This is a genomic window from Chimaeribacter coloradensis (assembly GCF_002858715.1).
Classification (GTDB): domain Bacteria; phylum Pseudomonadota; class Gammaproteobacteria; order Enterobacterales; family Enterobacteriaceae; genus Chimaeribacter; species Chimaeribacter coloradensis.
In genome coordinates this window covers 18,556-40,874 of the sequence record NZ_PJZH01000027.1, presented here as the reverse complement: position 1 = coordinate 40,874, position 22,319 = coordinate 18,556, and the positions used below count along the sequence as shown (strand labels likewise).

General features: G+C 64.2%; 22 protein-coding genes and 1 riboswitch. Of the genes, 8 read left to right on the top strand and 14 right to left on the bottom strand.

From position 1 onward, the window contains the following. Positions 1 to 34 precede the first annotated feature (34 nt). From CYR32_RS17955 to CYR32_RS17945, 3 genes are all read left to right on the top strand, one after another. Positions 35 to 982, top strand: a complete 948-nt coding sequence (locus tag CYR32_RS17955) for a LysR family transcriptional regulator (RefSeq protein ID WP_101826528.1) — start codon at positions 35 to 37, stop codon at positions 980 to 982. Between the two features lie 206 nt (positions 983 to 1,188). Then, positions 1,189 to 2,217, top strand: a complete 1,029-nt coding sequence (adhP, locus tag CYR32_RS17950; RefSeq protein ID WP_101826527.1) for an alcohol dehydrogenase AdhP — start codon at positions 1,189 to 1,191, stop codon at positions 2,215 to 2,217. A gap of 76 nt (positions 2,218 to 2,293) precedes the next feature. Continuing rightward, positions 2,294 to 3,166: a hypothetical protein gene (locus tag CYR32_RS17945; RefSeq protein WP_101826526.1), complete on the top strand. Its 873-nt coding sequence runs from the start codon at positions 2,294 to 2,296 to the stop codon at positions 3,164 to 3,166. Here the strand turns inward: CYR32_RS17945 and dusC are convergent. Further along, positions 3,138 to 4,070: a tRNA dihydrouridine(16) synthase DusC gene (gene dusC / locus CYR32_RS17940; protein ID WP_101826525.1), complete on the bottom strand. Its 933-nt coding sequence runs from the start codon at positions 4,068 to 4,070 to the stop codon at positions 3,138 to 3,140. The genes CYR32_RS17945 and dusC overlap by 29 nt on opposite strands. A 134-nt stretch (positions 4,071 to 4,204) precedes the next feature. Beyond that, a complete protein-coding gene (gene rhlE, locus CYR32_RS17935) occupies positions 4,205 to 5,563 on the bottom strand; it encodes an ATP-dependent RNA helicase RhlE (protein ID WP_101826524.1) in 1,359 nt (452 codons plus the stop codon). Positions 5,564 to 5,905: 342 nt separating this feature from the next. Between rhlE and CYR32_RS17930 the strand changes: the two genes are divergently transcribed. Next, positions 5,906 to 7,099, top strand: coding sequence for a multidrug efflux MFS transporter (locus tag CYR32_RS17930; protein ID WP_101826523.1), 1,194 nt, complete (start codon positions 5,906 to 5,908; stop codon positions 7,097 to 7,099). A gap of 55 nt (positions 7,100 to 7,154) precedes the next feature. Here CYR32_RS17930 and CYR32_RS17925 read toward each other — a convergent pair whose 3' ends face one another. The 6 genes from CYR32_RS17925 to moaA form a co-directional block, all read right to left on the bottom strand. Beyond that, entirely contained in the window at positions 7,155 to 7,865 is a 711-nt protein-coding gene (locus CYR32_RS17925) for a Bax inhibitor-1/YccA family protein (protein ID WP_101826522.1), read from the bottom strand. A 113-nt stretch (positions 7,866 to 7,978) separates the two neighbouring features. Beyond that, on the bottom strand, positions 7,979 to 8,434 hold the full coding sequence (moaE, locus tag CYR32_RS17920) for a molybdopterin synthase catalytic subunit MoaE (RefSeq protein ID WP_165698272.1): 456 nt from the start codon (positions 8,432 to 8,434) through the stop codon (positions 7,979 to 7,981). Between the two features lie 2 nt (positions 8,435 to 8,436). Next, positions 8,437 to 8,682 carry a molybdopterin synthase sulfur carrier subunit gene (gene moaD / locus CYR32_RS17915; RefSeq protein WP_101826520.1) on the bottom strand — a complete coding sequence of 82 codons (246 nt, stop codon included), beginning with the start codon at positions 8,680 to 8,682 and terminating at the stop codon, positions 8,437 to 8,439. Further along, a complete protein-coding gene (gene moaC, locus CYR32_RS17910) occupies positions 8,679 to 9,158 on the bottom strand; it encodes a cyclic pyranopterin monophosphate synthase MoaC (RefSeq protein WP_101826519.1) in 480 nt (159 codons plus the stop codon). Before moaC ends, moaD begins: the two co-directional genes overlap by 4 nt. Positions 9,159 to 9,167: 9 nt before the next feature. Continuing rightward, positions 9,168 to 9,713, bottom strand: coding sequence for a molybdenum cofactor biosynthesis protein B (gene moaB, locus CYR32_RS17905; RefSeq protein ID WP_101826518.1), 546 nt, complete (start codon positions 9,711 to 9,713; stop codon positions 9,168 to 9,170). A 24-nt stretch (positions 9,714 to 9,737) separates the two neighbouring features. Next, positions 9,738 to 10,727 (bottom strand): GTP 3',8-cyclase MoaA, encoded by a 990-nt coding sequence (gene moaA, locus CYR32_RS17900; RefSeq protein ID WP_165698273.1) that lies wholly within the window; start codon positions 10,725 to 10,727, stop codon positions 9,738 to 9,740. Next, positions 10,715 to 10,865: riboswitch (molybdenum cofactor riboswitch) on the bottom strand. Its footprint overlaps the gene before it by 13 nt. Before the next feature lie 230 nt (positions 10,866 to 11,095). Here moaA and CYR32_RS17895 point away from each other — a divergent pair. Continuing rightward, complete coding sequence (locus CYR32_RS17895) at positions 11,096 to 12,004, top strand: gluconeogenesis factor YvcK family protein (RefSeq protein WP_101826517.1); 909 nt, start codon at positions 11,096 to 11,098, stop codon at positions 12,002 to 12,004. A gap of 43 nt (positions 12,005 to 12,047) precedes the next feature. On the opposite strand, the gene CYR32_RS17890 is transcribed toward CYR32_RS17895, so the two are convergent. Together CYR32_RS17890 and uvrB are read right to left on the bottom strand one after the other, a co-directional pair. After that, positions 12,048 to 12,299, bottom strand: a complete 252-nt coding sequence (locus tag CYR32_RS17890; RefSeq protein WP_072926145.1) for a VF530 family protein — start codon at positions 12,297 to 12,299, stop codon at positions 12,048 to 12,050. A gap of 62 nt (positions 12,300 to 12,361) precedes the next feature. Beyond that, a complete protein-coding gene (uvrB, locus tag CYR32_RS17885; protein ID WP_101826516.1) occupies positions 12,362 to 14,368 on the bottom strand; it encodes an excinuclease ABC subunit UvrB in 2,007 nt (668 codons plus the stop codon). A gap of 987 nt (positions 14,369 to 15,355) precedes the next feature. Between uvrB and CYR32_RS17880 the strand changes: the two genes are divergently transcribed. Further along, entirely contained in the window at positions 15,356 to 16,063 is a 708-nt protein-coding gene (locus CYR32_RS17880) for an ABC transporter ATP-binding protein (protein ID WP_101826515.1), read from the top strand. On the opposite strand, the gene bioD is transcribed toward CYR32_RS17880, so the two are convergent. From bioD to bioB, 4 genes are read right to left on the bottom strand one after another with little or no spacing between them, the layout of a single operon-like run. Further along, a complete protein-coding gene (bioD, locus tag CYR32_RS17875; protein ID WP_101826514.1) occupies positions 16,044 to 16,730 on the bottom strand; it encodes a dethiobiotin synthase in 687 nt (228 codons plus the stop codon). The genes CYR32_RS17880 and bioD overlap by 20 nt on opposite strands. Further along, positions 16,723 to 17,490 carry a malonyl-ACP O-methyltransferase BioC gene (bioC, locus tag CYR32_RS17870; protein WP_101826513.1) on the bottom strand — a complete coding sequence of 256 codons (768 nt, stop codon included), beginning with the start codon at positions 17,488 to 17,490 and terminating at the stop codon, positions 16,723 to 16,725. Before bioC ends, bioD begins: the two co-directional genes overlap by 8 nt. After that, complete coding sequence (bioF, locus tag CYR32_RS17865; RefSeq protein ID WP_101826512.1) at positions 17,474 to 18,625, bottom strand: 8-amino-7-oxononanoate synthase; 1,152 nt, start codon at positions 18,623 to 18,625, stop codon at positions 17,474 to 17,476. The genes bioC and bioF overlap by 17 nt, the downstream gene beginning before the upstream one ends. Positions 18,626 to 18,630: 5 nt before the next feature. Continuing rightward, positions 18,631 to 19,671, bottom strand: a complete 1,041-nt coding sequence (gene bioB, locus CYR32_RS17860) for a biotin synthase BioB (protein WP_101826511.1) — start codon at positions 19,669 to 19,671, stop codon at positions 18,631 to 18,633. Between the two features lie 134 nt (positions 19,672 to 19,805). Between bioB and bioA the strand changes: the two genes are divergently transcribed. Both bioA and CYR32_RS17850 read left to right on the top strand, forming a co-directional pair. Then, a complete protein-coding gene (bioA, locus tag CYR32_RS17855) occupies positions 19,806 to 21,074 on the top strand; it encodes an adenosylmethionine--8-amino-7-oxononanoate transaminase (RefSeq protein ID WP_101826510.1) in 1,269 nt (422 codons plus the stop codon). A gap of 169 nt (positions 21,075 to 21,243) precedes the next feature. Next, positions 21,244 to 22,284, top strand: a complete 1,041-nt coding sequence (locus tag CYR32_RS17850; protein ID WP_101826509.1) for an NADP-dependent oxidoreductase — start codon at positions 21,244 to 21,246, stop codon at positions 22,282 to 22,284. The last annotated feature ends 35 nt before the right edge of the window (positions 22,285 to 22,319 follow it).

Below are 22,319 nucleotides of genomic sequence, written 5' to 3'. Positions count from 1 at the left end.
CTATCATTTTCAACCGATGCTTGAAGGTCACCCGATGGAAACGCTGGCGAATATTGAATCTTTTGTGCGCAGTGCCGAGAGCGGCAGCTTTTCTGCCGCGGCGCGGCGGCTGGGGCTGACCCCGGCGGCGGTGAGCCGCAATGTGGCGATGCTGGAGCGCAACCTGGGGCAGCGGCTGTTTTTGCGCAGCACCCGCAAGCTGACGCTGACTGAGGCGGGCGAGCGTTTCCGGCTGGCGATTGGCGGCCACCTTGACGGCTTGCAGGCAGCGATTGCGGCGCAGACCACCCAGCAGGGCGAACCGGCGGGCGTGCTGAAAATCAGCATGTCGCTGGCGTTCGGCACCGACTACCTGCTGCCGCTGCTGCCGGCGTTTGTGGCGCGTTACCCGGCCATCCGCCCGGAGTGCCTGTGTGATAACCGCGCGGCCGACCTGATTGCTGAAGGGATTGATGTGGCCATCGGCGGCGGTTTCGCCCTGACGCCGGGCCGGGTGGCGCGCTCACTGGCCCCGGCGCACTGTATTGCGGTGGCCGCCCCGGCATTGCTGGCCGGGCGCGCCCTGCCCGCCACGCCGGACGATCTGGCGGACTTTGACGGCATCCTGCTGCGGTCGGCCAATACCGGCCGCCTGCACCGCTGGGCGCTGCGCAATGCGGCGGGCGAGGCGCAGGCCGCGATGCTGAATGAATCGCTGGTGGTCAACGATCCGCTGGCAATGCGCCAGGCGGCCTTGCAGGGGCTGGGCGTGGCGCTGATCACCCTGCCGGACGCCCTGCCCTGGCTGGCCTCCGGGGCGCTGGTGCGCCTGCTGCCGGACTGGTACGTCGACATCGGCACCATTTCGGTGTACTACGCCCACCGCACGCTGCTGCCGCCCAAGACGCGGGTGTTTGTGGATTATCTGGTGGAGGCCTTCCGCCAGCGCGGTTACGCCACCCGGTTTGATGCCCGGCAACCGCAGGCTATGCCGCCCCCTTAATCCCTTCTGTTTATCAGGTTAATCTGAAATCCCCCGCGGCGGGCAGGCGTCGCCGCGCCCCGGCCGGCGCGGCATGCGGCCCGGTTGTCACCGCCGCGCAGCCGTGCATGTTCTTCCCGGTCTGCCCGCTTCTCCCCCCTTTCGCCTACGCTTAACGGGCACCCGGCAGCCCGTTCCGGTGGCTGCCTCCTTTCCAAGGAGTTTTTATGGCAATGACAATGAAAGCCGCAGTTGTGCATGCATTCAACAAACCGCTCCAGATAGAAGAGGTGCCGGTGCCGTCCGTCGGCCCCGGGCAGATCCTGGTGAAAATTGCCGCCACCGGCGTCTGCCACACCGATCTCCATGCGGTTCAGGGCGACTGGCCGGTGAAGCCCAACCCGCCGTTTATTCCCGGCCATGAAGGGGTCGGCCATGTGGTCAGCGTCGGGGCGGGCGTCACCCACCTGAAAGAGGGCGACCGCGTCGGCGTGCCGTGGCTCTACTCCGCCTGCGGCCACTGCGAACACTGCCTCGGCGGCTGGGAAACCCTGTGCGAGAAGCAGCAGAATGCCGGCTACTCCGTCAACGGCAGCTTTGCCGAATACACGCTGGCGGATGCCAATTACGTCGGCATCCTGCCGGATAACGTCAGCTTTACCGAGATTGCGCCGATCCTCTGCGCCGGGGTGACGGTATTCAAGGGGCTGAAGATGACGGAGACCAAACCCGGCCAGTGGGTGGTGATCTCCGGCATCGGCGGGCTGGGGCACCTGGCGGTGCAGTACGCCAAAGCGATGGGCATGAACGTGGCGGCGGTAGACGTGGATGACAGCAAACTGGCGCTGGCGTCACGGCTGGGCGCGACGGTGACGGTGAACGCCCGCCAGCAAGACCCGGCCGCCTGCCTGAAAAAAGAGATCGGCGGCGCGCACGGCGCGCTGGTGACGGCGGTTTCCCCCATCGCCTTCCAGCAGGCGATCGGCATGACGCGCCGCGGCGGCACCATTGCGCTGAACGGGCTGCCGCCGGGCAACTTCGAGCTGTCGATTTTTGACATGGTGCTGGACGGCACCACAGTGCGCGGCTCCATCGTCGGTACCCGGCTCGATCTTCAGGAGGCGCTCAACTTTGCCGGGGAAGGCAAAGTGCACGCCACCATTGCCACCGAGCCGCTGGAGAATATCAATGACATTTTTGCCCGGATGCACGCCGGGAAGATTGAAGGCCGCATCGTGATTGATATGGCGCTATAACCCACGAAACGCGCCTGACGCTGCCCCGCCTATCCGCTACGATAAAGGGAAGACCTCTCTCAATCACGGATAAACAATGGGCATAGCGCGCAAGGTAGTGACAGGGATCGTTCTGGCGGCCGGCATGCACGGCGCCGCGGCCGCCGACCTCGCCTGTGTGGTGAAAAACCGCCAGGTCAATGAGAGCAACATCCAGATTTTGCTGGGCGGCAGTGCCAAAGGGGAGATCCGGCAGTTTGTCTCCGGCACGCTCGGCAAGGACGTCAACCAGCAGGTGCACCTCAGCGGCAATATTGACCGCTGCGGCCGCCTGGATGAGGCGGTGTTCAAGTACCAGAAAACCGAGAAAAACGTCCGGCTGGAGATGGTAAGCCAGACCCTGCGGATCGACCCGGGCTGGGTCACGGAGTATGAGGTCAGGGTATCGGTGCTGAAGGGCGGGCAGCCGCTGCTGGTCAACCGCAAGCGCGGCACCCAGTATTTTACCACCGGCAAGCGCGGCAACATCACCGCCTCAACCGATCGCTTCACCATCAACGATGAACCGGGGTTTACCACCGGCACCTACGACTACGATCCCCAATTGCGGCTGGTGCGCAGCGTGACGCGCGGCAGCGATGCGCTCAGCAACCAGGAGACCCGTTACCGCTACACGCCGCAGGGCGCGCTGTTCAGCGCCATCGCCGCCGACGGCGACCGCACCACCTACCGCTACGACCCGCAGGGCCGCGAGAGCGGATCGGTGACCTTCTCCTCCTCGCCGTTCGGCCAGACCAGCCGTGTGGAGCGCTGCCAGTCCTGGGATGAGACCGGCAACTGCACCCTGAGCGATACGTTTGAAACCGAGCTGCTGCCTTCCATGCGCCTGACGCGCAACCTCAGCACCGCCTACCAGTACCGCTACTGGGACGAGGCACCGGCTACTGACGATCAATCACCCGGGCAATAGCCCCCGATGAGGTCAGGGTGCGGATCTCCGTAAACAGCGCCGTGGCCTCGTCATACTCTTTGCGCAGGTAGCCGAGCCACTGTTTGATGCGCGCCACATGGTAGAGGCCGGTGTCGCCCTGCTTCTCCAGCCGCACATATTTTTGCAGCAGCCTGACCACCTCCGGCCACGGCATGCGCGGCTCGTTATACTTCACCACCCGGCTGAGGTTCGGCACGTTGAGCGCGCCGCGCCCCAGCATCACCGCGTCACAGCCGGTGGCCGCCATGCACGCCTGCGCGCTGGCGTGGTCCCAGATTTCGCCGTTGGCGATCACCGGGATGGTGAGGCGCTGCCGGATCTCGCCAATCGCCGCCCAGTTGATGCGCTCCGCTTTGTAGCCATCCTCTTTGGTGCGGCCGTGCACCGCCAGCTCGGTGGCCCCGGCCTGCTGCACCGCATCGGCAATCTCCAGGCTGCGGCTGCCGGAATCCCAGCCCAGCCGGATCTTCACCGTGACCGGCAGCGCCGCCGGCACCGCCTCGCGCATCGCTTTCGCGCCGCGGTAGATAAGCTCCGGGTCTTTCAGCAGCGTCGCCCCGCCGCCGCTGCCGTTCACCAGTTTCGACGGGCAGCCGCAGTTGAGATCCACGCCGTAGGAGCCGAGATCCACGGCACGCGCGGCGTTCTCCGCCAGCCACTGCGGGTGCTGCCCCAGCAGCTGCACCCGCACCAGGGTGCCGGAGGGGGTGCGGCTCTGGTGTTCCAGCTCCGGGCAGAGGCGCAGGAAGGATTTCGCCGGCAGCAGCTGGTCGACGACCCGCAGGAACTCCGTGATGCAGAGATCGTAATCGTTGACCTCGCTGAGCAGTTGCCGCACCAGTGAGTCGAGGACGCCCTCCATCGGGGCGAGTAATACACGCATTGCCGGATACCTCAGAAAAAGAGTGCGACATGATACGGGCGATGCCCTGTCCGGGGCAATCGCTGTGCGACGGTACAGGCCACAGGCAAAAAAAAAGCTGCCCGCAGGCAGCTTTTTCTCAGAACGCGGGGCAATCAGTCCGCTTTGCCGGCCGGGCGCGAGCGGCGCGGCTGGCTTGGGCGGCTCGGGCGGCGCTGGCCGTCACTGTGCTCCTGGCGCTGGCGCGGCTGGCCGTTGCGGCTTTCGCCGGTGCGCGGGGCACCGCTGCGCTGGCCGCCGCCGTTGCCGCGGCCACCACCCTGCCCACGGCCGCCACCCTGGCGGCCGTTGATGATCGGCTCCGCCTTGATGGTCGGGTCCGGGTCATAGCCCGGCAGGGCGATGCGCGGGATCTCTTTCTTCAGCAGGCGCTCGATGTCACGCAGCAGTTTATGCTCATCGATGCAGACCAGCGAGATCGCCTCACCGGTGGCTTCCGCGCGGCCGGTACGGCCGATGCGGTGGACGTAATCCTCCGGCACGTTCGGCAGCTCATAGTTCACCACGTGCGGCAGCTGGTCGATGTCCAGCCCGCGCGCCGCGATGTCGGTCGCCACCAGCACGCGGATGCGGCCGTCTTTGAAGTCTGCCAGCGCACGGGTACGCGCGCCCTGGCTCTTGTTGCCGTGGATCGCCGCAGCGGTGATGCCGTCTTTGTTCAGCTGCTCCGCCAGGTGGTTGGCGCCGTGCTTGGTGCGGGTAAACACCAGCACCTGCTGCCAGTCACCGGTGCCGATCATCTGCGACAGCAGTTCCCGTTTGCGCTTCTTGTCCACGAAGTGGACGCTCTGCGCCACCTGCTCAGAGGCGGTGTTGCGGCGGGCCACTTCCACCGACGCCGGGTTGTGCAGCAGCTTGTTCGCCAGCGCTTTGATCTCGTCAGAGAAGGTCGCGGAGAACAGCAGGTTCTGGCGTTTGGCCGGCAGTTTGGCCAGCACGCGGCGGATGTCGTGGATGAAGCCCATGTCGAGCATCCGGTCCGCTTCGTCCAGCACCAGGATTTCGATCTGGGAGAGATCCACCGCGTTCTGGTGTTCCAGGTCGAGCAGGCGGCCTGGGGTGGCGATCAGCACATCCACGCCACCGCGCAGTTTCATCATCTGCGGGTTGATGCTGACCCCGCCGAAGACCACCAGCGAGCGCAGGCGCAGGTGTTTGCTGTAGGCGTCGACGTTCTCGCCAATCTGCGCCGCCAGTTCACGGGTCGGCGTCAGGATCAGGGCGCGCACCGGGCGGCGGCCCTTGCTCTGGTGTGGGGTTTTGTTCAGCAGGTGCAGCAGCGGCAGGGTAAAACCGGCGGTTTTACCGGTACCGGTCTGGGCGCTGGCCATCAGGTCACGGCCTTCCAGTACGACCGGGATCGCCTGACGCTGAATAGGGGTAGGCTCACGATAACCCTGTTCTTCGACCGCACGCAGAATATCGGTATGTAAACCGAGAGAATCAAATGACATAAAGAGTAAAGCTCCAGATCTCCCGTTACCAACAAGGTTGGTGCAGTTTCCGGGGAGATATTCAGACGAGGCAAGATGAGGCATTACCACGAGGATTCGGCACAAACTGCGAGTGCGCCAGTTGCGCAAAGTGTAGCAGATAACCCCCGGGATACGTGAAATATTATGCGGCCGGTCACATTGTGATGAAAAAAACCGGGGCGCACGGGCGTTTTTCCGCAGGCTGGCACGGGGCTTTCCCACCTTTGACATAAAATCCCACGCTTTTTTGTTATTACCGCCACTGGCGCACCTGCTACTCTTCAGGCTTGTTTCCCCTGCAAAAAAGGGTATTCAGGAACCATGGAAACCTGGAAGGTTAATCTGTTCTCGGTGTGGCTCGGCTGCTTTTTCACGGGGCTGGCAATGAGCCAGATCCTGCCGTTCCTGCCGCTTTATATTGCGCAGCTCGGCGTGCAGGGCCATGCGTCACTGAGCCTCTGGTCGGGGCTGGTCTTCAGCGGCACCTTTATGGTGTCGGCGGTTGTCGCGCCGATGTGGGGCAGCCTGGCAGACCGCAAAGGGCGCAAGCTGATGCTGCTGCGCGCCTCCCTCGGCATGGCGGTGGTGATGCTGTTGCAGGGCTTCGCCACCAACGTCTGGCAGCTGTTTATCCTGCGCACCCTGATGGGGCTGACCTCCGGCTATATCCCGAACGCGATGGCGCTGGTGGCCTCGCAGGTGCCGCGGGACAAAAGCGGCTGGGCGCTCGGCACCCTCTCCACCGGCCAGATCTCCGGCGTGATTTTAGGCCCGCTGCTGGGCGGCTTTATGGCTGACCACGTCGGGCTGCGGGTGGTGTTCTTTATGACCGCCGGGATGCTGTTTATCAGCTTCCTGGTGACGCTGTTCCTGATCAAGGAGCGGGTGGTGGTGGTAAGCAAAGCGGACAAGCTCAGCGGCAAGGCGGTGTTCGCCTCCCTGCCCTACCCTATGCTTATCATCAGCCTGTTCTGCACCACCCTGACCATCCAGCTGGCGAACGGCTCTATCGGCCCGATCCTGGCGCTGTTTATCCAGGCGCTGACCCCGGCCAACGACAACATCGCCTTTATCAGCGGGGTGATCGCCGCGGTGCCGGGCGTCTCGGCGCTGCTGGCCGCGCCCCGGCTCGGGCGGCTGGGTGATCGCATCGGCACCGAGCGGGTGTTGCTGGCGGCGCTGCTGTTCGCCATGCTGCTGTTTTTCCTGATGTCCTGGGTCACCACGCCGGTGCAGCTGGCGGTGCTGCGCTTCCTGCTCGGCTTTGCCGACGGCGCGCTGCTGCCCGCGGTGCAGACGCTGCTGATGAAGCACAGCAGCGAGCAGGTCACCGGGCGGATCTTCGGCTACAACCAGTCATTTATGTACCTCGGCAACGTCGCCGGGCCGCTGATCGGCTCCGGCATCTCGGCGCTGGCGGGCTTCCGCTGGGTGTTTATCGCCACGGCCATCATTATCATCATCAACACCCTGCAACTCTGGCTGAACGTGAAACGGGTGCCGCGGCGGCGCTGACCCGCAGGCAGAAAAAAACCGGGCAATGCCCGGTTTTTTGTTTGCTGCACCCTGCTTAACGGCGGTTGCCGAAGATGCGCAGCAGCATCAGGAACAGGTTGATGAAGTCGAGGTAGAGCGTCAGCGCGCCGACGATGGAGTATTTGCGGAAGCCGTCGCGGTCAGCCGGGTCGAGCTGTTCGCCGATGTTTTTCAGCTTCTGGGTGTCGTAGGCGGTGAGGCCGACGAACACCAGCACCCCGATATAGGTCACGGCCCACATCAGCGCGGTGCTCTTCAGCCAGATGTTCACCACGGACGCCAGCACGATGCCGATCAGCGCCATAAACAGCATACTGCCCATGCCGCTCAGGTCACGCTTGGTGGTGTAGCCGAACAGGCTCATCGCCCCGAACATCCCGCCGGTCACCACAAAGGTGCTGGCGATAGAGGAGTAGGTGTAGAGCACAAAGATGCTCGACATGGTGAGGCCGGTCAGCACCGAATAGAGCATAAACAGCGCCGTGGCCACGGCCCCGCTCAGGCGGTTCACCAGCCCGGAGAGCACAAACACTACCGCCAGCTGGGCGATAATCAGCCCAAAGAAGGTGATCTGGCTGGAGAAGATCGCCTGCATCACCGCCGGGGTATTGGCGGCATACCAGGAGACGAACGCCGTCAGCAGCAGGCCGCAGGTCATCCAGCCGTAGACCTGGGCCATGTAGGTCTGGATGCCGGTGCCGGCACCCTGGATGATGGAGTTATTGGAACGCGGATATCTGTCCATGTGAAACCTTTTGCGTAAGTGACAGAAAAATCAGGCTGCAACCGGCAGCCCCCATAAAGGTATAGTTTAGCACAGCCGGGGCAACCGCCTGACAACGACCGCCCGGCTGCGGGCTACGCCCAGCGGCCGGCGGCCTGGTGGTCGCTGTCCCGGGCGTCGACCCAGCGCTCCCCTTCCGGCGTCGCTTCGCGCTTCCAGAACGGCGCGCGGGTTTTCAGGTAATCCATGATGAACTCCGCCGCGTCAAACGCCATGCCGCGGTGGGCGGCGGTGACACCGACAAACACAATCTCATCGCCGGGGTACATGGCACCGATGCGGTGGATAACGGAGATGCGTTGCAGCGCCCAGCGTTGGCGCGCCTCAGTGACGATCTCCGCCAGCGCTTTTTCCGTCATGCCGGGGTAGTGCTCCAGCGTCAGGGTGCTGACGTCACTGCCGAGGTTGTGGTTGCGCACTTTGCCGGTGAAGGTCACCACTGCGCCGTCGTCATCACAGGCGGCCAGCCACTGGTACTCATCACCGACGCTGAACTGTTCCGCGCCGACGCGGATGCGGGTGTTTTCCATCATCAGCCCCCGGTGACCGGCGGGAAGAAGGCGACTTCATCGCCCGCCTGTAACGGGTGGTCCATCGCCACCAGCGACTGGTTCACCGCCGCCAGCAGGTTGCCCGCCTCCAGCGCCAGCGCCCAGCGGTCACCGCGTGTGCACAGCGCCTGCCGCAGGGCATCGACGTCCTTAAACTCTGCCGGCAGCGTCAGGGACGGGGTGCCGACCAGCTCGCGCACCTGCGCGAAAAACAGAATCTCAATCATACGTCCGCCCTGAAGTCGCCGGATTTGCCGCCGCTTTTTGCCAGCAGGCGCACCGGGCCGATAACCATGTCTTTCTGCACCGCCTTGCACATGTCATAGATGGTCAGGGCGGCCACCGAGGCGGCCGTCAGCGCCTCCATCTCCACGCCGGTTTTGCCGCTCAGGCGGCAGCGCGACTCAATGCGCACCCGGTTATGTTCCGGTTGCGCCTCAAGCTGCACCTCGACCTTGGTCAGCAGCAGCGGGTGGCAGAGCGGGATCAGATCCCAGGTTTTTTTGGCGGCCTGAATCCCGGCGATGCGGGCCGTGGCGAAGACGTCGCCCTTGTGGTGGCTGCCGTCGATGATCATCGCCAGCGTGGCGGGCAGCATCTCAACAAAGGCTTCGGCGCGCGCTTCGCGCACGGTCTCCGCCTTGGCGGAGACATCCACCATGTGGGCCTCGCCGTCGGCATTGATGTGGGTCAGTTGGGACATAACACTCTCTTACTCGGTGGTATCCGGCGCGTCTGCCTGCGGCAGTGCTTTCAGATGCGGAATAAAGTTACAGGGGCCGTGGCGGGCATCCAGCTGCTCGGCGATGATGCGCTCCCAGGCGGTGCGGCAGGCGCGGGTAGAGCCGGGCATGGCGAAAATCACCGTCTGGTTGGCGATGCCGCCGATGGCGCGCGACTGGATGGTCGACGTGCCGATCTCCTCATAGGAGGCCATGCGGAACAGCTCGCCGAAGCCCTCGATTTCACGGTCAAACAGCGGCCGCAGCGCCTCGGGCGTGGTGTTGTGCGTTGAGAAGCCGGTGCCGCCGTTGATCAGAATCGCCTGCACATCCGGGTCGGCAATCCACGCCGAGACCACGGCGCGGATCTGGTAACGGTTATCTTTGACGATCCGGCTCACCACCACCTTGTGCCCCGCCTCGTGCGCCGCCTCGCGCAGGTAGTCACCGGAGGTGTCATCCGCGTCGGTGCGGGAGTCGGAGACGGTCAGCACCGCAAGCTGGGCGGGCACAAATTCACCGCGGGATTTGCTCATGGAAGCTCCTTGTCAGGCAGCGGATCAGCCGCCGATAAATGAAAGGTTCTGCGTGATGCCGGTGTTGCCCTCATGCAGGAAGTGGGTCTGCTTTTTACGGCGTAGCCCGCCCTGGATGCGGTCCAGCAGCGCCTCGTGGTCGCGGTCATCCGCCAGCAGGTCGCGCAGCGGCACGCCCTGCTCGCCAAACAGGCAGAGGTGCAGGTTGCCGATGGCGGAGACGCGCAGGCGGTTGCAGCTTTCACAGAAGTCTTTGGCATAGGGCATGATCAGGCCAATCTCACCCTGGTAGTCCGGGTGGCGGAACACCAGCGCCGGGCCGTCGCTGCGGCCGCGCAGCTGCAGCTGCCAGCCCTGCTGCATCAGCTGGCGCTGGATCACTTCACCGGAGACGTGGTGTTTGCGGAACAGGTCGCTGCCGTCGCCGGTTTCCATCAGCTCGATAAAGCGCAGCTGGATCGGCCGGTCTTTGATCCAGTTAAGGAACGCCGGTAACTGTTTGTGGTTGACGTCGCGCATCAGCACCGCGTTGACCTTGACCTTTTCGTACCCCGCCTCAAAGGCGGCGTCGATCCCTTCCATCACCTGGCGGAATTTGTCCTGCCCGGTAATGGCGTGGAACTGGCGGGCGTCGAGGCTGTCGACGCTGACGTTGATCGCCGTCAGCCCGGCGTCACGCCAGGCCGCGACGTCCCGCGCCATGCGGTAGCCGTTGGTGGTGGTCGCCAGCGTGCGGATTTGCGGGTTCTCGCGCACGGCAGCGATGATCTCGCAAAAGTCGCGGCGCAGGCTCGGCTCACCGCCGGTCAGGCGCACCTTTTCGGTGCCGAGTTCGGCAAACGCGCGGGTGACGCGGCGGATCTCATCCAGTGAAAGAAAGCTTTTTTTGGCATGGCCGGCTGATTTATAGCCATCCGGTAAGCAGTAAGTGCAACGGAAGTTACACACGTCAGTAATTGACAGGCGCAGGTAGTAAAACTTGCGCGCAAAAGCATCGGTAAGTTGGGGCACCAGTAACACCTTTCCAAATACGGGAGATGCAGGCATTTCTGCCTCGCACCCTGGTGGCATACGCCACGGCCAGGGCGCCATATCATTAGTCTGAAGCTTTTAAATGACTTAGGCGCAAAGGCTAGGATGTTGATCAAAAACCCACCGACTTCAGCGGGGGGTAAGACCTTGTTGAGAGGGAAATCTTAGCGCTAATTTGCCCACAGCGCCAATCTGCTTTTTCGCTATATATATTGATATATAACGCATTTTGGTACGCAACCGCTTGCTTCTTATCCAATGGTAACAGCCGGTAAAAAATTCAGGTAAAATCGCCGCCGTCACGCCGGGCCATCCCGCACGGCCCACGCTTTTCATACCCAAGGAGCAGTATGCGCAACAGAACATTGGCCGATCTGGACAGAGTGGTCGCCCTCGGCGGGGGCCACGGCCTGGGCCGGGTGATGTCCGCCCTCTCCTCGCTCGGCTCCCGGCTGACCGGCATTGTCACCACCACTGACAACGGCGGCTCCACCGGCCGCATCCGCCGCTCTGAGGGCGGCATCGCCTGGGGGGACATGCGCAACTGCCTGAACCAGCTGATCACCGAACCCAGCGTCGCCTCCGCGATGTTCGAGTACCGCTTCACCGGCAACGGCGAGCTGGCCGGGCACAACCTCGGCAACCTGATGCTGAAAGCGCTGGATAACCTCAGCGTGCGGCCGCTGGAGGCGATCAACCTGGTGCGCAGCCTGCTGAAGGTGGAAGCGCAGCTGATCCCGATGTCTGAACAGCCGGTGGATCTGGTGGCGCTCGACCACGAAGGCAACCACGTGTATGGCGAAGTGGACGTCGACCAGTTGCAGCACATGCCGCAACAGCTGATGCTGTCGCCGCCGGTGCCCGCCACCCAGGAGGCGATTGACGCCATCACCCACGCTGACATCATCCTGATCGGGCCGGGCAGCTTCCTCACCAGCCTGATGCCGCTGCTGCTGCTGGAGGAGCTGGCCACCGCGCTGCGCCGCAGCACTGCCCCGGTGATCTACGTCGGCAACCTCGGCCGGGAGCTGAGCGTGGCGGCCGCCTCGCTCTCCCTGGCGGACAAGCTGGCGCTGATGGAGCAGCGCATCGGCCGCAAGGCGATTCAGGCAATTGTTGCCGGGCCGCGCGTGGATACCCGCGGCATCACCGACCGGCTGATTGTCCAGCAGCCGCTGGAAGCGAGCGACATCCCCTACCGGCATGACCGCGAACTGCTGCGGCTGGCGCTGGACCGCGCCCTGCAACTGATGAAATAACCGCGCCCGCGTGAGACAAAAAAACCGCCTTCCGGCGGTTTTTTTAGGGCTGTTTCCAGGGGTTGCCGTGCTGGGTGTCGATATAAAGCTCTTCGACTTTCTGGCGCGCCCACGGGGTACGGCGCAGGAATTTCAGGCTGGATTTAATGCTGGGGTCACTCTTGAAGCAGTTGATGCTGATGCGCTGGGCCAGGCCCGGCCAGCCGTAGTGCGCCACCAGGGCGGTCAGCAGCTGCTCCAGCGTAATGCCGTGCAGCGGGTCTTTCGGGGTGTGGGAAGCCTTGTTTTGCGTCATCGCCGTGCGCCTCTGAAATCGGGGGCGCACACCTTAACAGGTTTGCGCGCCCCGGCAAACCATCAGGAGGCGGCGATAAACTGCTCGCGCAACTGATGGATCTCATCACGTACGCTGGCCGCTTCCTCAAACTCCAGATTCTGCGCATGGACGTACATTTTCGCCTCCAGCTCGCGGATTTTGCTGTCCAGCGCTTTGGGCGACAGCGCCTGATAGGTCGCTTTGGCCTCGGCCGCACGCTTGCTCTGCTTGGTGCGCGAGGTCGGCTGGCCCAGTTGCAGGATGTCGGCAATGCGTTTGTTCAGCCCCTGCGGCGTGATGCCGTGCTCTTCGTTGTACGCCTGCTGTTTGGCGCGGCGGCGCTCCGTCTCCTCAATGGCACGCGCCATGGAGTTGGTGATCTTGTCCCCGTAGAGGATCGCCTTGCCATTAAGGTTACGCGCCGCACGGCCGATGGTCTGGATCAGCGAGCGCTCAGAGCGCAGGAAGCCCTCTTTGTCCGCATCCAGAATCGCCACCAGCGACACCTCCGGCATGTCCAGCCCCTCACGCAACAGGTTGATGCCCACCAGCACATCGAACTCGCCCAGGCGCAGGTCGCGGATGATCTCCACGCGCTCCACGGTGTCGATGTCCGAGTGCAGGTAGCGCACCCGCTCGCCGTGCTCTTCCAGGTATTCGGTGAGGTCCTCGGCCATGCGTTTGGTCAGGGTGGTGACCAGCACACGCTCGTTGATCGCCACGCGCTTGCGGATCTCCGACAGCAGGTCATCCACCTGGGTGCCCACCGGGCGCACTTCGATCAACGGGTCGAGCAGGCCGGTCGGCCGCACCACCTGGTCGATCACCTCGCCGCCCGATTTCTCCAGCTCGTAGTTGCCCGGCGTGGCGGAGACGTAGATGGTCTGCGGGGCCAGCGCCTCAAACTCCTCAAAGCGCATCGGCCGGTTGTCCAGCGCGGACGGCAAACGGAAACCGTACTCCACCAGCGTCTCTTTACGCGCCCGGTCGCCGCGGTACATGCCGCCGATCTGCGGGATGGTAACGTGGGACTCGTCAATCACCAGCAGGCCGTCAGCCGGCAGGTAGTCAAACAGCGTCGGCGGCGCTTCGCCCGGCGCGCGGCCGGAGAGGTAGCGCGAATAGTTTTCGATGCCGGAGCAGTAGCCCAGCTCGTTCATCATCTCCAGGTCAAACTGGGTGCGCTGGGTAATACGCTGCTCCTCGAGCAGTTTATTGTTCTCCAGCAGCGACTTGCGGCGGTCAGCCAGCTCCACCTTGATCCCTTCCATCGCCTCCAGGATGCGCTCCCGCGGGGTGACGTAGTGGGTTTTCGGGTAGATGGTGAAGCGCTGCACATCCTGCTCCAGGTGGCCGGTGAGCGGGTCAAACAGCGACAGCCGCTCCACCTCCTCGTCAAACAGCTCCACCCGCAGCGCCAGATCGTCCGACTCCGCCGGGAAGATGTCGATCACCTCGCCGCGCACGCGGAAGGTGCCGCGCTGGAACGCCTGATCGTTACGGGCGTATTGCAGCTCCGCCAGCCGACGCAGGATCGAGCGCTGGTCGATGATCATGCCGCGCGTCAGGTGCAGCATCATTTTCAGGTAGGCGTCCGGGTCACCCAGGCCGTAGATGGCAGAGACCGAGGCCACCACCACCACGTCACGCCGCTCCAGCAGCGCCTTGGTGGCGGAGAGCCGCATCTGCTCGATATGCTCGTTCACCGCCGCATCTTTCTCGATGAAGGTGTCGGAGCTGGGCACATAGGCTTCCGGCTGGTAGTAGTCGTAGTAGGAGACGAAATACTCCACGGCGTTCTCCGGGAAGAACTCCTTCATCTCGCCGTACAGCTGGGCCGCCAGCGTCTTGTTGGGTGCCAGCACCATGGTCGGCCGGTTAAGGTCAGCGATGACGTTGGCCACGGTAAAGGTCTTGCCGGAGCCGGTCACCCCCAGCAGCGTCTGGTGCGCCAGCCCGTTCTCCAGCCCCTCTTCCAGGCGGCGGATCGCCTCGGGCTGATCCCCGGACGGCTTGAAATCGGAACGCAGTTTGAACACTTTACTCATTGATAGGCTACCTGTTGGAGAGACGCGGCCGGCTGCCGCGAAAAAACCTGACCCGGCCCGCGACGCGGAACGGGGTTACACGGCTACTAATTATGGAAGCCGGTGTAATTTTTGCCACCTCTATTCTACTGGATATAATTCCAGGTTCAAGCGCACTTTTTCGGCGCATCCGCTGCCCGCTTTCCGGCAGCGGCGGGATCTGCCCGGGTCAGGTGACGAAAAAATGATGGTTTTATCACAGGTTGACTTTTATCCCCAGAACGCGACGCAAATTAACCTGATGAGAAAAATGAGACAAGGCTGCAACAAAATCACCGCCCTCATTTTTACCTCACTTGTTTTTTAGTAATGTGTTGATAAAAAAGTGATTTTATAAAAAGAGGCGTTTCGCAGCGATCCGGGCCCAACCCGCGCCCCGCCTTGCTTGCGGAGAGTTTTCGCACACTCATACACAAGGTTATCCACAGGAATGGTGGATAACTCACACAGCGCCACGCGCGGCGGGAGTTGGCAAAAAGCACGCTTTGCCTCTGCATCAGGGGACAAATGGCTTTTTTTAGTTAATTTTATCCCGTTTCCACTGGCTATATATGCTGATAAAGACTAACGCTACCCCTTGCCAATCCCCGGAAGGCCGTTTTTATTGCCTGGGGCGGTGCCGGGCAGCGGGGCAGCGGTTAAGAGTGCACCAGCATCATCCCTGAGGCACCGGCAGGGTGCAGGCCCCCGCCCCGCTCCGCCATACTGATTAACCCCGCTTATCTTTTTTTCACCTTGTTTCCCGGTTTATCTGTTAACAAACATGTAACTTTCCCCTTTTCATTACGCGCCGTGAAGTTGGCCTGGGGATTGCTTATCAGTTAGTGATTATGGGGGGTTCACCCTGACCGGCAGACTATCCTTTTTCATAACGGGCAGCCGGGCGCAGGAACCCCTGCCCTTATGCCTTATCACACCCTGCATCATCGCGTATCGGGAGAGTGCCTGATGTTAAGCGTAAAATCAGTCAACCAGTTCTATGGACCGACCCATACCTTATGGGATGTTAATCTGGAGTTGCCGCGCGGCGAGTGTACCTGCCTGCTGGGCCGGGCGGGGGTCGGGAAAACCACGCTGGTGAACTGCATCATGGGGCACCTGCCGGTCAGGAGCGGCACCGTCATCTGGCAGACCGGTGACCAACCGCCGCAAAACCTGCTGCAACAGCCGGTGGAGAGCCGCGCCGCGCTCGGCATCAGCTATGTGCCGCAGGGGCGGCAGATCTTTTCGCAGTTAAGTGTGGATGAGAACCTGCACGTGGCGCTGCGGGCAGCGCAGCACCAGCGCCGCCAGATCCCGACGCTGGTGTTTGACCTGTTCCCGGCGCTGCATGACATGGGCAGCCGCCGCGCCGGGGAGCTGAGCACCTTCCAGCAGCAGCAGCTGGCGATCGCCCGCGCGCTGGTGCCGGAGCCGGAGCTGCTGATCCTGGATGAGCCGACCGAGGGCAGCGCGCCCGATATGGTGGCGGAGATGGGCAATATCATCCACCGGCTGAACCGTGACCTCGGGGTCACGGTGCTGCTGGTGGAGCATGAGTTGCCCTTTATCCGCCGCGTGGCTGACCGCTTCTGCCTGCTGGACCGCGGGCGTAATGTGGCGGCGGGGACGCTGGATCAGCTGGATGACCGGCTGATCAGCGACTACCTGATGTGAGGCGGGTGAGATCCAGCGCGGTGCCGGGCAGGTGGCTGAGGTCGTCCAGGTAGGGGATTTCACCCAGCATCGGCGCAGGCAGCAGGCGTTGCAGTGTCTCCAGGTACTCGGCGTGCCGCCGCCCCGGTGGCTGCACATCGTTGGCGACCCAGCCCGCCAGCGGCAGCCCGGCGGCCTGCACCGCGGCGGCGGTGAGCAGCGCATGGTTGATGCAGCCGAGCTTTACCCCGACAACCAGAATCACCGGCAGTTGCTCCTGCACCACCCAGTCGGCAAAGCTGAACGCCTCGCCCAGCGGGGTGAACCAGCCGCCCGCCCCTTCTACCAGCACCCACTCCGCCCGCGCCTCCAGCGCCCGCAGCCCGGCGGAGAGCACCGCCGGGTCGATCGGCCGCCCCTCATCCCGGCTGACGATGTGCGGCGAGGTCGGCTCCGCGAAGGTGTAAGGGTTCACTTCGTCATAACGCAGCGCCAGTGTGCTGTTCTGCTGTAACGCCAGCGCGTCACTGTTGCGCAGGCCGTCGGCGGTCTCCTCACTGCCGGAGGCCACCGGTTTGTAACCGGCCGTCTGGTAGCCGGCGCGTGCCGCCGCCTGCAACAGCGCGCTGCTGGCCACGGTTTTGCCGACTTCGGTGTCGGTGCCGGTCACAAAATAGCGTTTAATCACGGTAAATCACTCCATAAGCGACATGGTAACTCAGCGGGCACTGCCCGTTATGGCGCGGGAACACCTGTTCCAGCGTCTCCAGCCGTCGGCGGCCGGTCAGCCCCGGCGCACGCCCCTGATGCAGGTGGGTCGCGCCGATGCCCTTCAGCGAACGCATCAGCGCCCGCACATCCGCAAACTGCTCCCGCTCCCGGCTGAAGCCCAGCTCATGCCGGTAAGGCGCGCAGGCCGCGGCGATCTGCTCCGGGGTCAGGAAGCGGTTGACGTGCCCGACACCGTCGATCTGCTGCCACGTTTCGGCCAGCTCCGCCAGCGAGCCGTCCGCCAGCGTGGAGAACAGGATCACCCCGCCGGGGCGGGTGACGCGGGTCAGCTCTGCCAGCACCCGGGGCAGCGCGTCGCACCACTGCACCACCAGGCTGCTGAACACCACATCCACGGCGGAATCCGGCAGCGGCAGCGCTTCGATGTCGCCGGTCAGGTAGCGGTCGGCCGATGCCAGCGCCTCAGCCTTCTGCACCATGCCCGGCGCGAGATCCAGCGCCACCACCGGGTGCCCGGCGGCGCGCCAGCGGCGGCTGAAGTGGCCGGTGCCGCAACCGGCATCCAGCACCGTGGCCCCGGCCGGCACCGCCGCCAGCGCCATCAGCCGCTCACCGACCCGGCGCTGCAAGGCGGCCGCGCCCTCATAACTCTCTGCGGCGCGGCTGAATGCCGCCGCCACCGCCTGTTTGTCTACGGGTTCAGCCACATGCAGCATGAAGTGCCTCCAGAAGGGTATCGATATCGCCCGGTTGGTGGGCGGCGGTCAGGGTCAGGCGCAGCCGGGCGCTGCCGGGCGGCACCGTGGGCGGGCGGATGGCGCTGGCCCAGATGCCGCGCGCACGCAGCCCGGCGGCCAGATCCAGCGCCGCCTGGTTCTCCCCGACGATCAGCGGCTGGATGGCGGTAGCGGATGCCGCCAGCTGTAACGGCAGCCCCGCCACGCCTTCCCGGAAGCGGCGGATATGCTGCTGCAAGCGGTCGCGCAGGGCGTCGCCCTCTATCAGCGCCGTGAGCGCGGCGTCCAGCGCGCAGACCTGTGCCGCAGGCATCGCGGTGCTGTAGATCAGGTGCCGCGCCCGTTGCAGCAGGAATTCGGCGGTGGCGTCATCACACAGCACCGCCGCGCCGCTGACGCCGAACGCCTTGCCGAAGGTCAGCACCAGCAGATCGGGCCGCACCCCCTGCGCGCGGCAACTGCCCGCGCCCTGTTCCCCCACCACGCCGATGCCGTGGGCGTCATCCACCAGCAGCCAGGCGCGGTGCGCCTGCGCATCGGCCGCCAGCGCCTTCAGCGGTGCGGCGTCGCCGTCCATGCTGAAGACCCCTTCCGTGACCACCAGCGTCTCGCCGCTGACCGGTTTCGCCAGCAGGCGTGATAAGGCAGCGGCGTCGTTATGGGCAAAACGGCGCAGGCTGCAGGGGGCATGCAGCGCTGCCTCCAGCAGGGAGGCGTGGCTCAGCCGGTCGGCCAGCACCCGGTCTTCCGGCTGCAACAGCGCCGCCAGCAGCGCCTGGTTGGCGGCAAAGCCGGAGATAAACAGCAGCGCGCGCGGGTAGCCCTGCCAGTCCGCCAGCCGCTGCTCAAACCGCTGGTGTACCTCGCTGTAGCCGGTGACGTGGCCGGAGCCGCCGCTGCCGACGCCGTGCTCCGCCGCGCCGCGCTGCCATGCCGCCACCACCGCCGGGTGGCGGCTGAGGCCGAGGTAGTCGTTGCCGGAGAAGTTGAGGCAGGTCTGCCCTTCATGGACCAGTTGCCGCTGGTTGCCGCCGGAAAGCGGCACCCGGCGGCGGTAGGCGGCCGTGCGGTGCTGCTCAGTGAGCGCGGCCTCAATGCGTGATTGCCAGCCCATGATGCCTAGCGCGCTGCCGCGTTGTAGAACTGGTCATTGTCAGCGTTGAGCAGCTGCGCCGCCAGCGCCTGCTGCTGCTGGTTGTCGCCGTGCTCCACGCCGGTGGCCTGCGGGTTCAGCCCCAGTTTGCGGAACAGGATCAGGTCTTTGTCTTCTGCCGGGTTCGGCGTGGTCAGCAGTTTGCAGCCGTAGAAGATCGAGTTGGCCCCCGCCATAAAGCACATCGCCTGGGTCTGCTCGCTCATCTGCTCACGCCCGGCCGAGAGGCGCACGTAGGAGGTCGGCATCATGATGCGCGCCACCGCGATGGTGCGGATAAAGTCGAACGGGTCGACGTCTTCATTGTCCGCCAGCGGCGTGCCTTTGACCTTCACCAGCATGTTGATCGGCACGCTCTCCGGCGGGGTCGGCAGGTTGGCCAGCTGCATCAGCAGCCCGGCTCGGTCACGCACCGTTTCACCCAGCCCGACGATGCCGCCGGAACAGACTTTGATGCCCGCGCCGCGCACTTCGTCCAGCGTGTCCAGCCGCTCCTGATAGCTGCGGGTGGTGATGATGCTGCCGTAGAACTCCGGCGAGGTGTCGAGGTTGTGGTTGTAGAAGTCCAGCCCGGCGTGCGCCAGGCGCTGCGCCTGCTCGCTGTTCAGCGTGCCGAGGGTCATGCAGGTCTCCATGCCCATCGCCTTCACGCCCTGCACCATCTGCTCCAGATAAGGCATGTCACGGTCATGCGGGTTTTTCCACGCCGCGCCCATGCAGAAACGGGTCGACCCGGCCGCTTTCGCCTGCCGCGCCGATTCCAGCACCTGATCGACCTGCATCAGCCGCTCCGCCTCCAGCCCGGTTTTGTAGCGCGAGCTTTGCGGGCAGTATTTGCAGTCTTCCGGGCAGGCCCCGGTCTTGATCGACAGCAACGTGCTGACCTGCACCTGACGCGGGTCAAAGTGTTGGCGGTGGACGTGTTGTGCTTCGAACATCAGCTCTAAAAAAGGCTTCTCAAACAGCGCCTGGGTGGTTTCCGGCGTCCAGTGAATACGTTGTGCCACGGCGGCATCTCCTTATCGGTGTTGTGGGCACAGTGTAAATAACGGCGTGCACCTGTCAACCAAAAACAGATCACTTCAGTTTACGGTAAACCTTCTGTAGACTTTATGGTTTACCGTTTTTGCCGGACTTGCTGATGACCCACGACGATATTGCCTTCGACCAACGCCACATCTGGCACCCCTACACCTCCATGACCACCCCGCTCCCCTGCTACCCGGTAGTGGCCGCGCAGGGGGCGGAGCTGACGCTGGCGGACGGCCGCACGCTGGTGGACGGTATGTCCTCGTGGTGGGCAGCGATCCACGGTTATAACCACCCGGCGCTGAATGCGGCGGCCACCGCGCAACTGGGGCAGATGGCCCATGTGATGTTCGGCGGCATTACCCACCCGGCCGCGGTGGCGCTCTGCCGCCAGCTGGTGGCGATCACCCCGGAGGCGCTGGAGTGCGTGTTCCTGGCGGACTCCGGCTCGGTGGCGGTGGAAGTGGCGCTGAAGATGGCGATGCAGTACTGGCAGGCGCGCGGCGAAAAGCGCCAGCGCATCCTGACGCTGAAACGCGGCTACCACGGCGACACCTTCGGCGCGATGGCGGTGTGTGACCCGGAAAACTCGATGCACAGCCTCTACCAGGGCTACCTGCCGCACCACCTGTTTGCCGAGGCACCGCAGTGCGGCTTCCACGAAACGTGGGACGCCAAAGACATCGCCCCGTTTGAACAGCTGCTGACGCAGCACGCCACGGAGATCGCCGCGGTGATCCTGGAGCCGGTGGTGCAAGGCGCGGGCGGGATGCGCATCTACCACCCGGACTACCTGAAGGCGGTGCGGGCGCTGTGCGACCGGCACGGCATCCTGCTGATTGCCGATGAGATCGCCACCGGCTTCGGCCGCACCGGCAAGCTGTTCGCCTGTGAACACGCCGGGATCACGCCCGATATTCTCTGCCTCGGCAAGGCGCTGACCGGCGGCTATATGACGCTCTCGGCCACCCTCACCACCCGGCAGGTGGCGGAGACCATCAGCAACGGCGCGGCGGGCTGCTTTATGCATGGGCCGACCTTTATGGGCAACCCGCTGGCCTGCGCGGTGGCCACAGCCAGCCTGGCGCTGCTGGCGGAAAACCGCTGGCAGGCGCAGGTCGCGGCGATTGAAACCCAGCTCAACGCGGAGCTGATGCCGCTGGCCGCCCACCCGGCGGTGGCAGACGTGCGGGTGCTGGGGGCGATTGGCGTGGTAGAGCTGCATGACCCGGTGGAGATGGCCGGCCTGCAACGCCACTTTGTGGATCATGGGGTCTGGGTGCGGCCGTTCGGCAAACTGATCTACCTGATGCCGCCTTACATCATTACCCCGGCGCAGCTGACGCGCCTCACCGGTGCTATCGCTGCCGCACTGGGCTGACCAAACAGGGGAAGCGCGGCCGCTTCCCCTTTTTTTGCCCTGCGGATACCCGCCCCGCGCCGCTTCCGGCGCATCCCGCCGTTCCCCGCCGCTACCGCCGCATAAAATCCTAAGAACTCATGCCTATACTTAGGGATGGTATTCCTTTTTCCGCGAACAGGAGTGAGTGATGAGTCAAAGCAATAGCGTAAACCGCCGTCTGGTGCTGGCGTCCCGCCCGCAGGGTGCCCCCACTGCCGACAATTTCCGTCTGGAAGAGCAGCCGATCCCGGAGGCCGCCGAGGGCGACGTGCTGCTGCGCACGGTCTACCTCTCGCTTGACCCGTACATGCGCGGCCGCATGAGCGATGCCCCCTCCTACGCCGCACCGGTGCAGATCGGTGAGGTGATGACCGGCGGCGCGGTCTCCAAAGTGGTTACCTCCCGCCACCCCGATTTCCAGGAAGGCGACTGGGTGCTCGGCAGCACCGGCTGGCAGGACTACAGCGTGATGCCGGGTGACAAGGTGCAGAAGCTCGATGACCACATCGCCGAGCACCCGTCGCTGGCGCTGGGCGTGCTCGGCATGCCGGGCTTTACCGCCTACATGGGGCTGCTGGACATCGGCAACCCGCAGCCGGGTGAAACCGTGGTGGTGGCCGCGGCCACCGGCCCGGTCGGCTCGATGGTCGGGCAGATCGCCAAACTCAAGGGCTGCCGCGCCATCGGCATCGCCGGGGGCGAGGAGAAGTGCCGCTACGCCGTGGAGCAGTTCGGTTTTGATGCCTGCATTGACCACCGCGCGGACGACCTGGAGGCGCAACTGGCCGCGGCCTGCCCGGACGGCATCGACGTCTATTATGAGAATGTCGGCGGTAAGGTGTTTGATGCCGTGATGCCGCTGCTCAACAGCAAGGCGCGCATCCCGGTGTGCGGCGTGGTGGCGCAGTATAACGCCACCGGCCTGCCGGACGGCCCGGACCGCCTGCCGCAGCTGGCGGGGCTGATCCTGCGCAAGCGCCTGCGGATGCAGGGCTTTATCATTTTTGATGACTACGGCCATCGTTACCCGGAGTTCGCCGCCCAGATGGGTGAGTGGTTCAAGGCGGGCAAAATCAACTTCCGTGAGGATGTCACGGACGGGCTGGAGAACGCCCCGCAGGCGCTGATTGGCCTGCTGGAAGGCAAAAACTTCGGCAAAGTGGTGGTTCGCGTTGGGGATGACGACTGATTCCCCGCCCATCACCTTATGAAGAGGAGGACGTA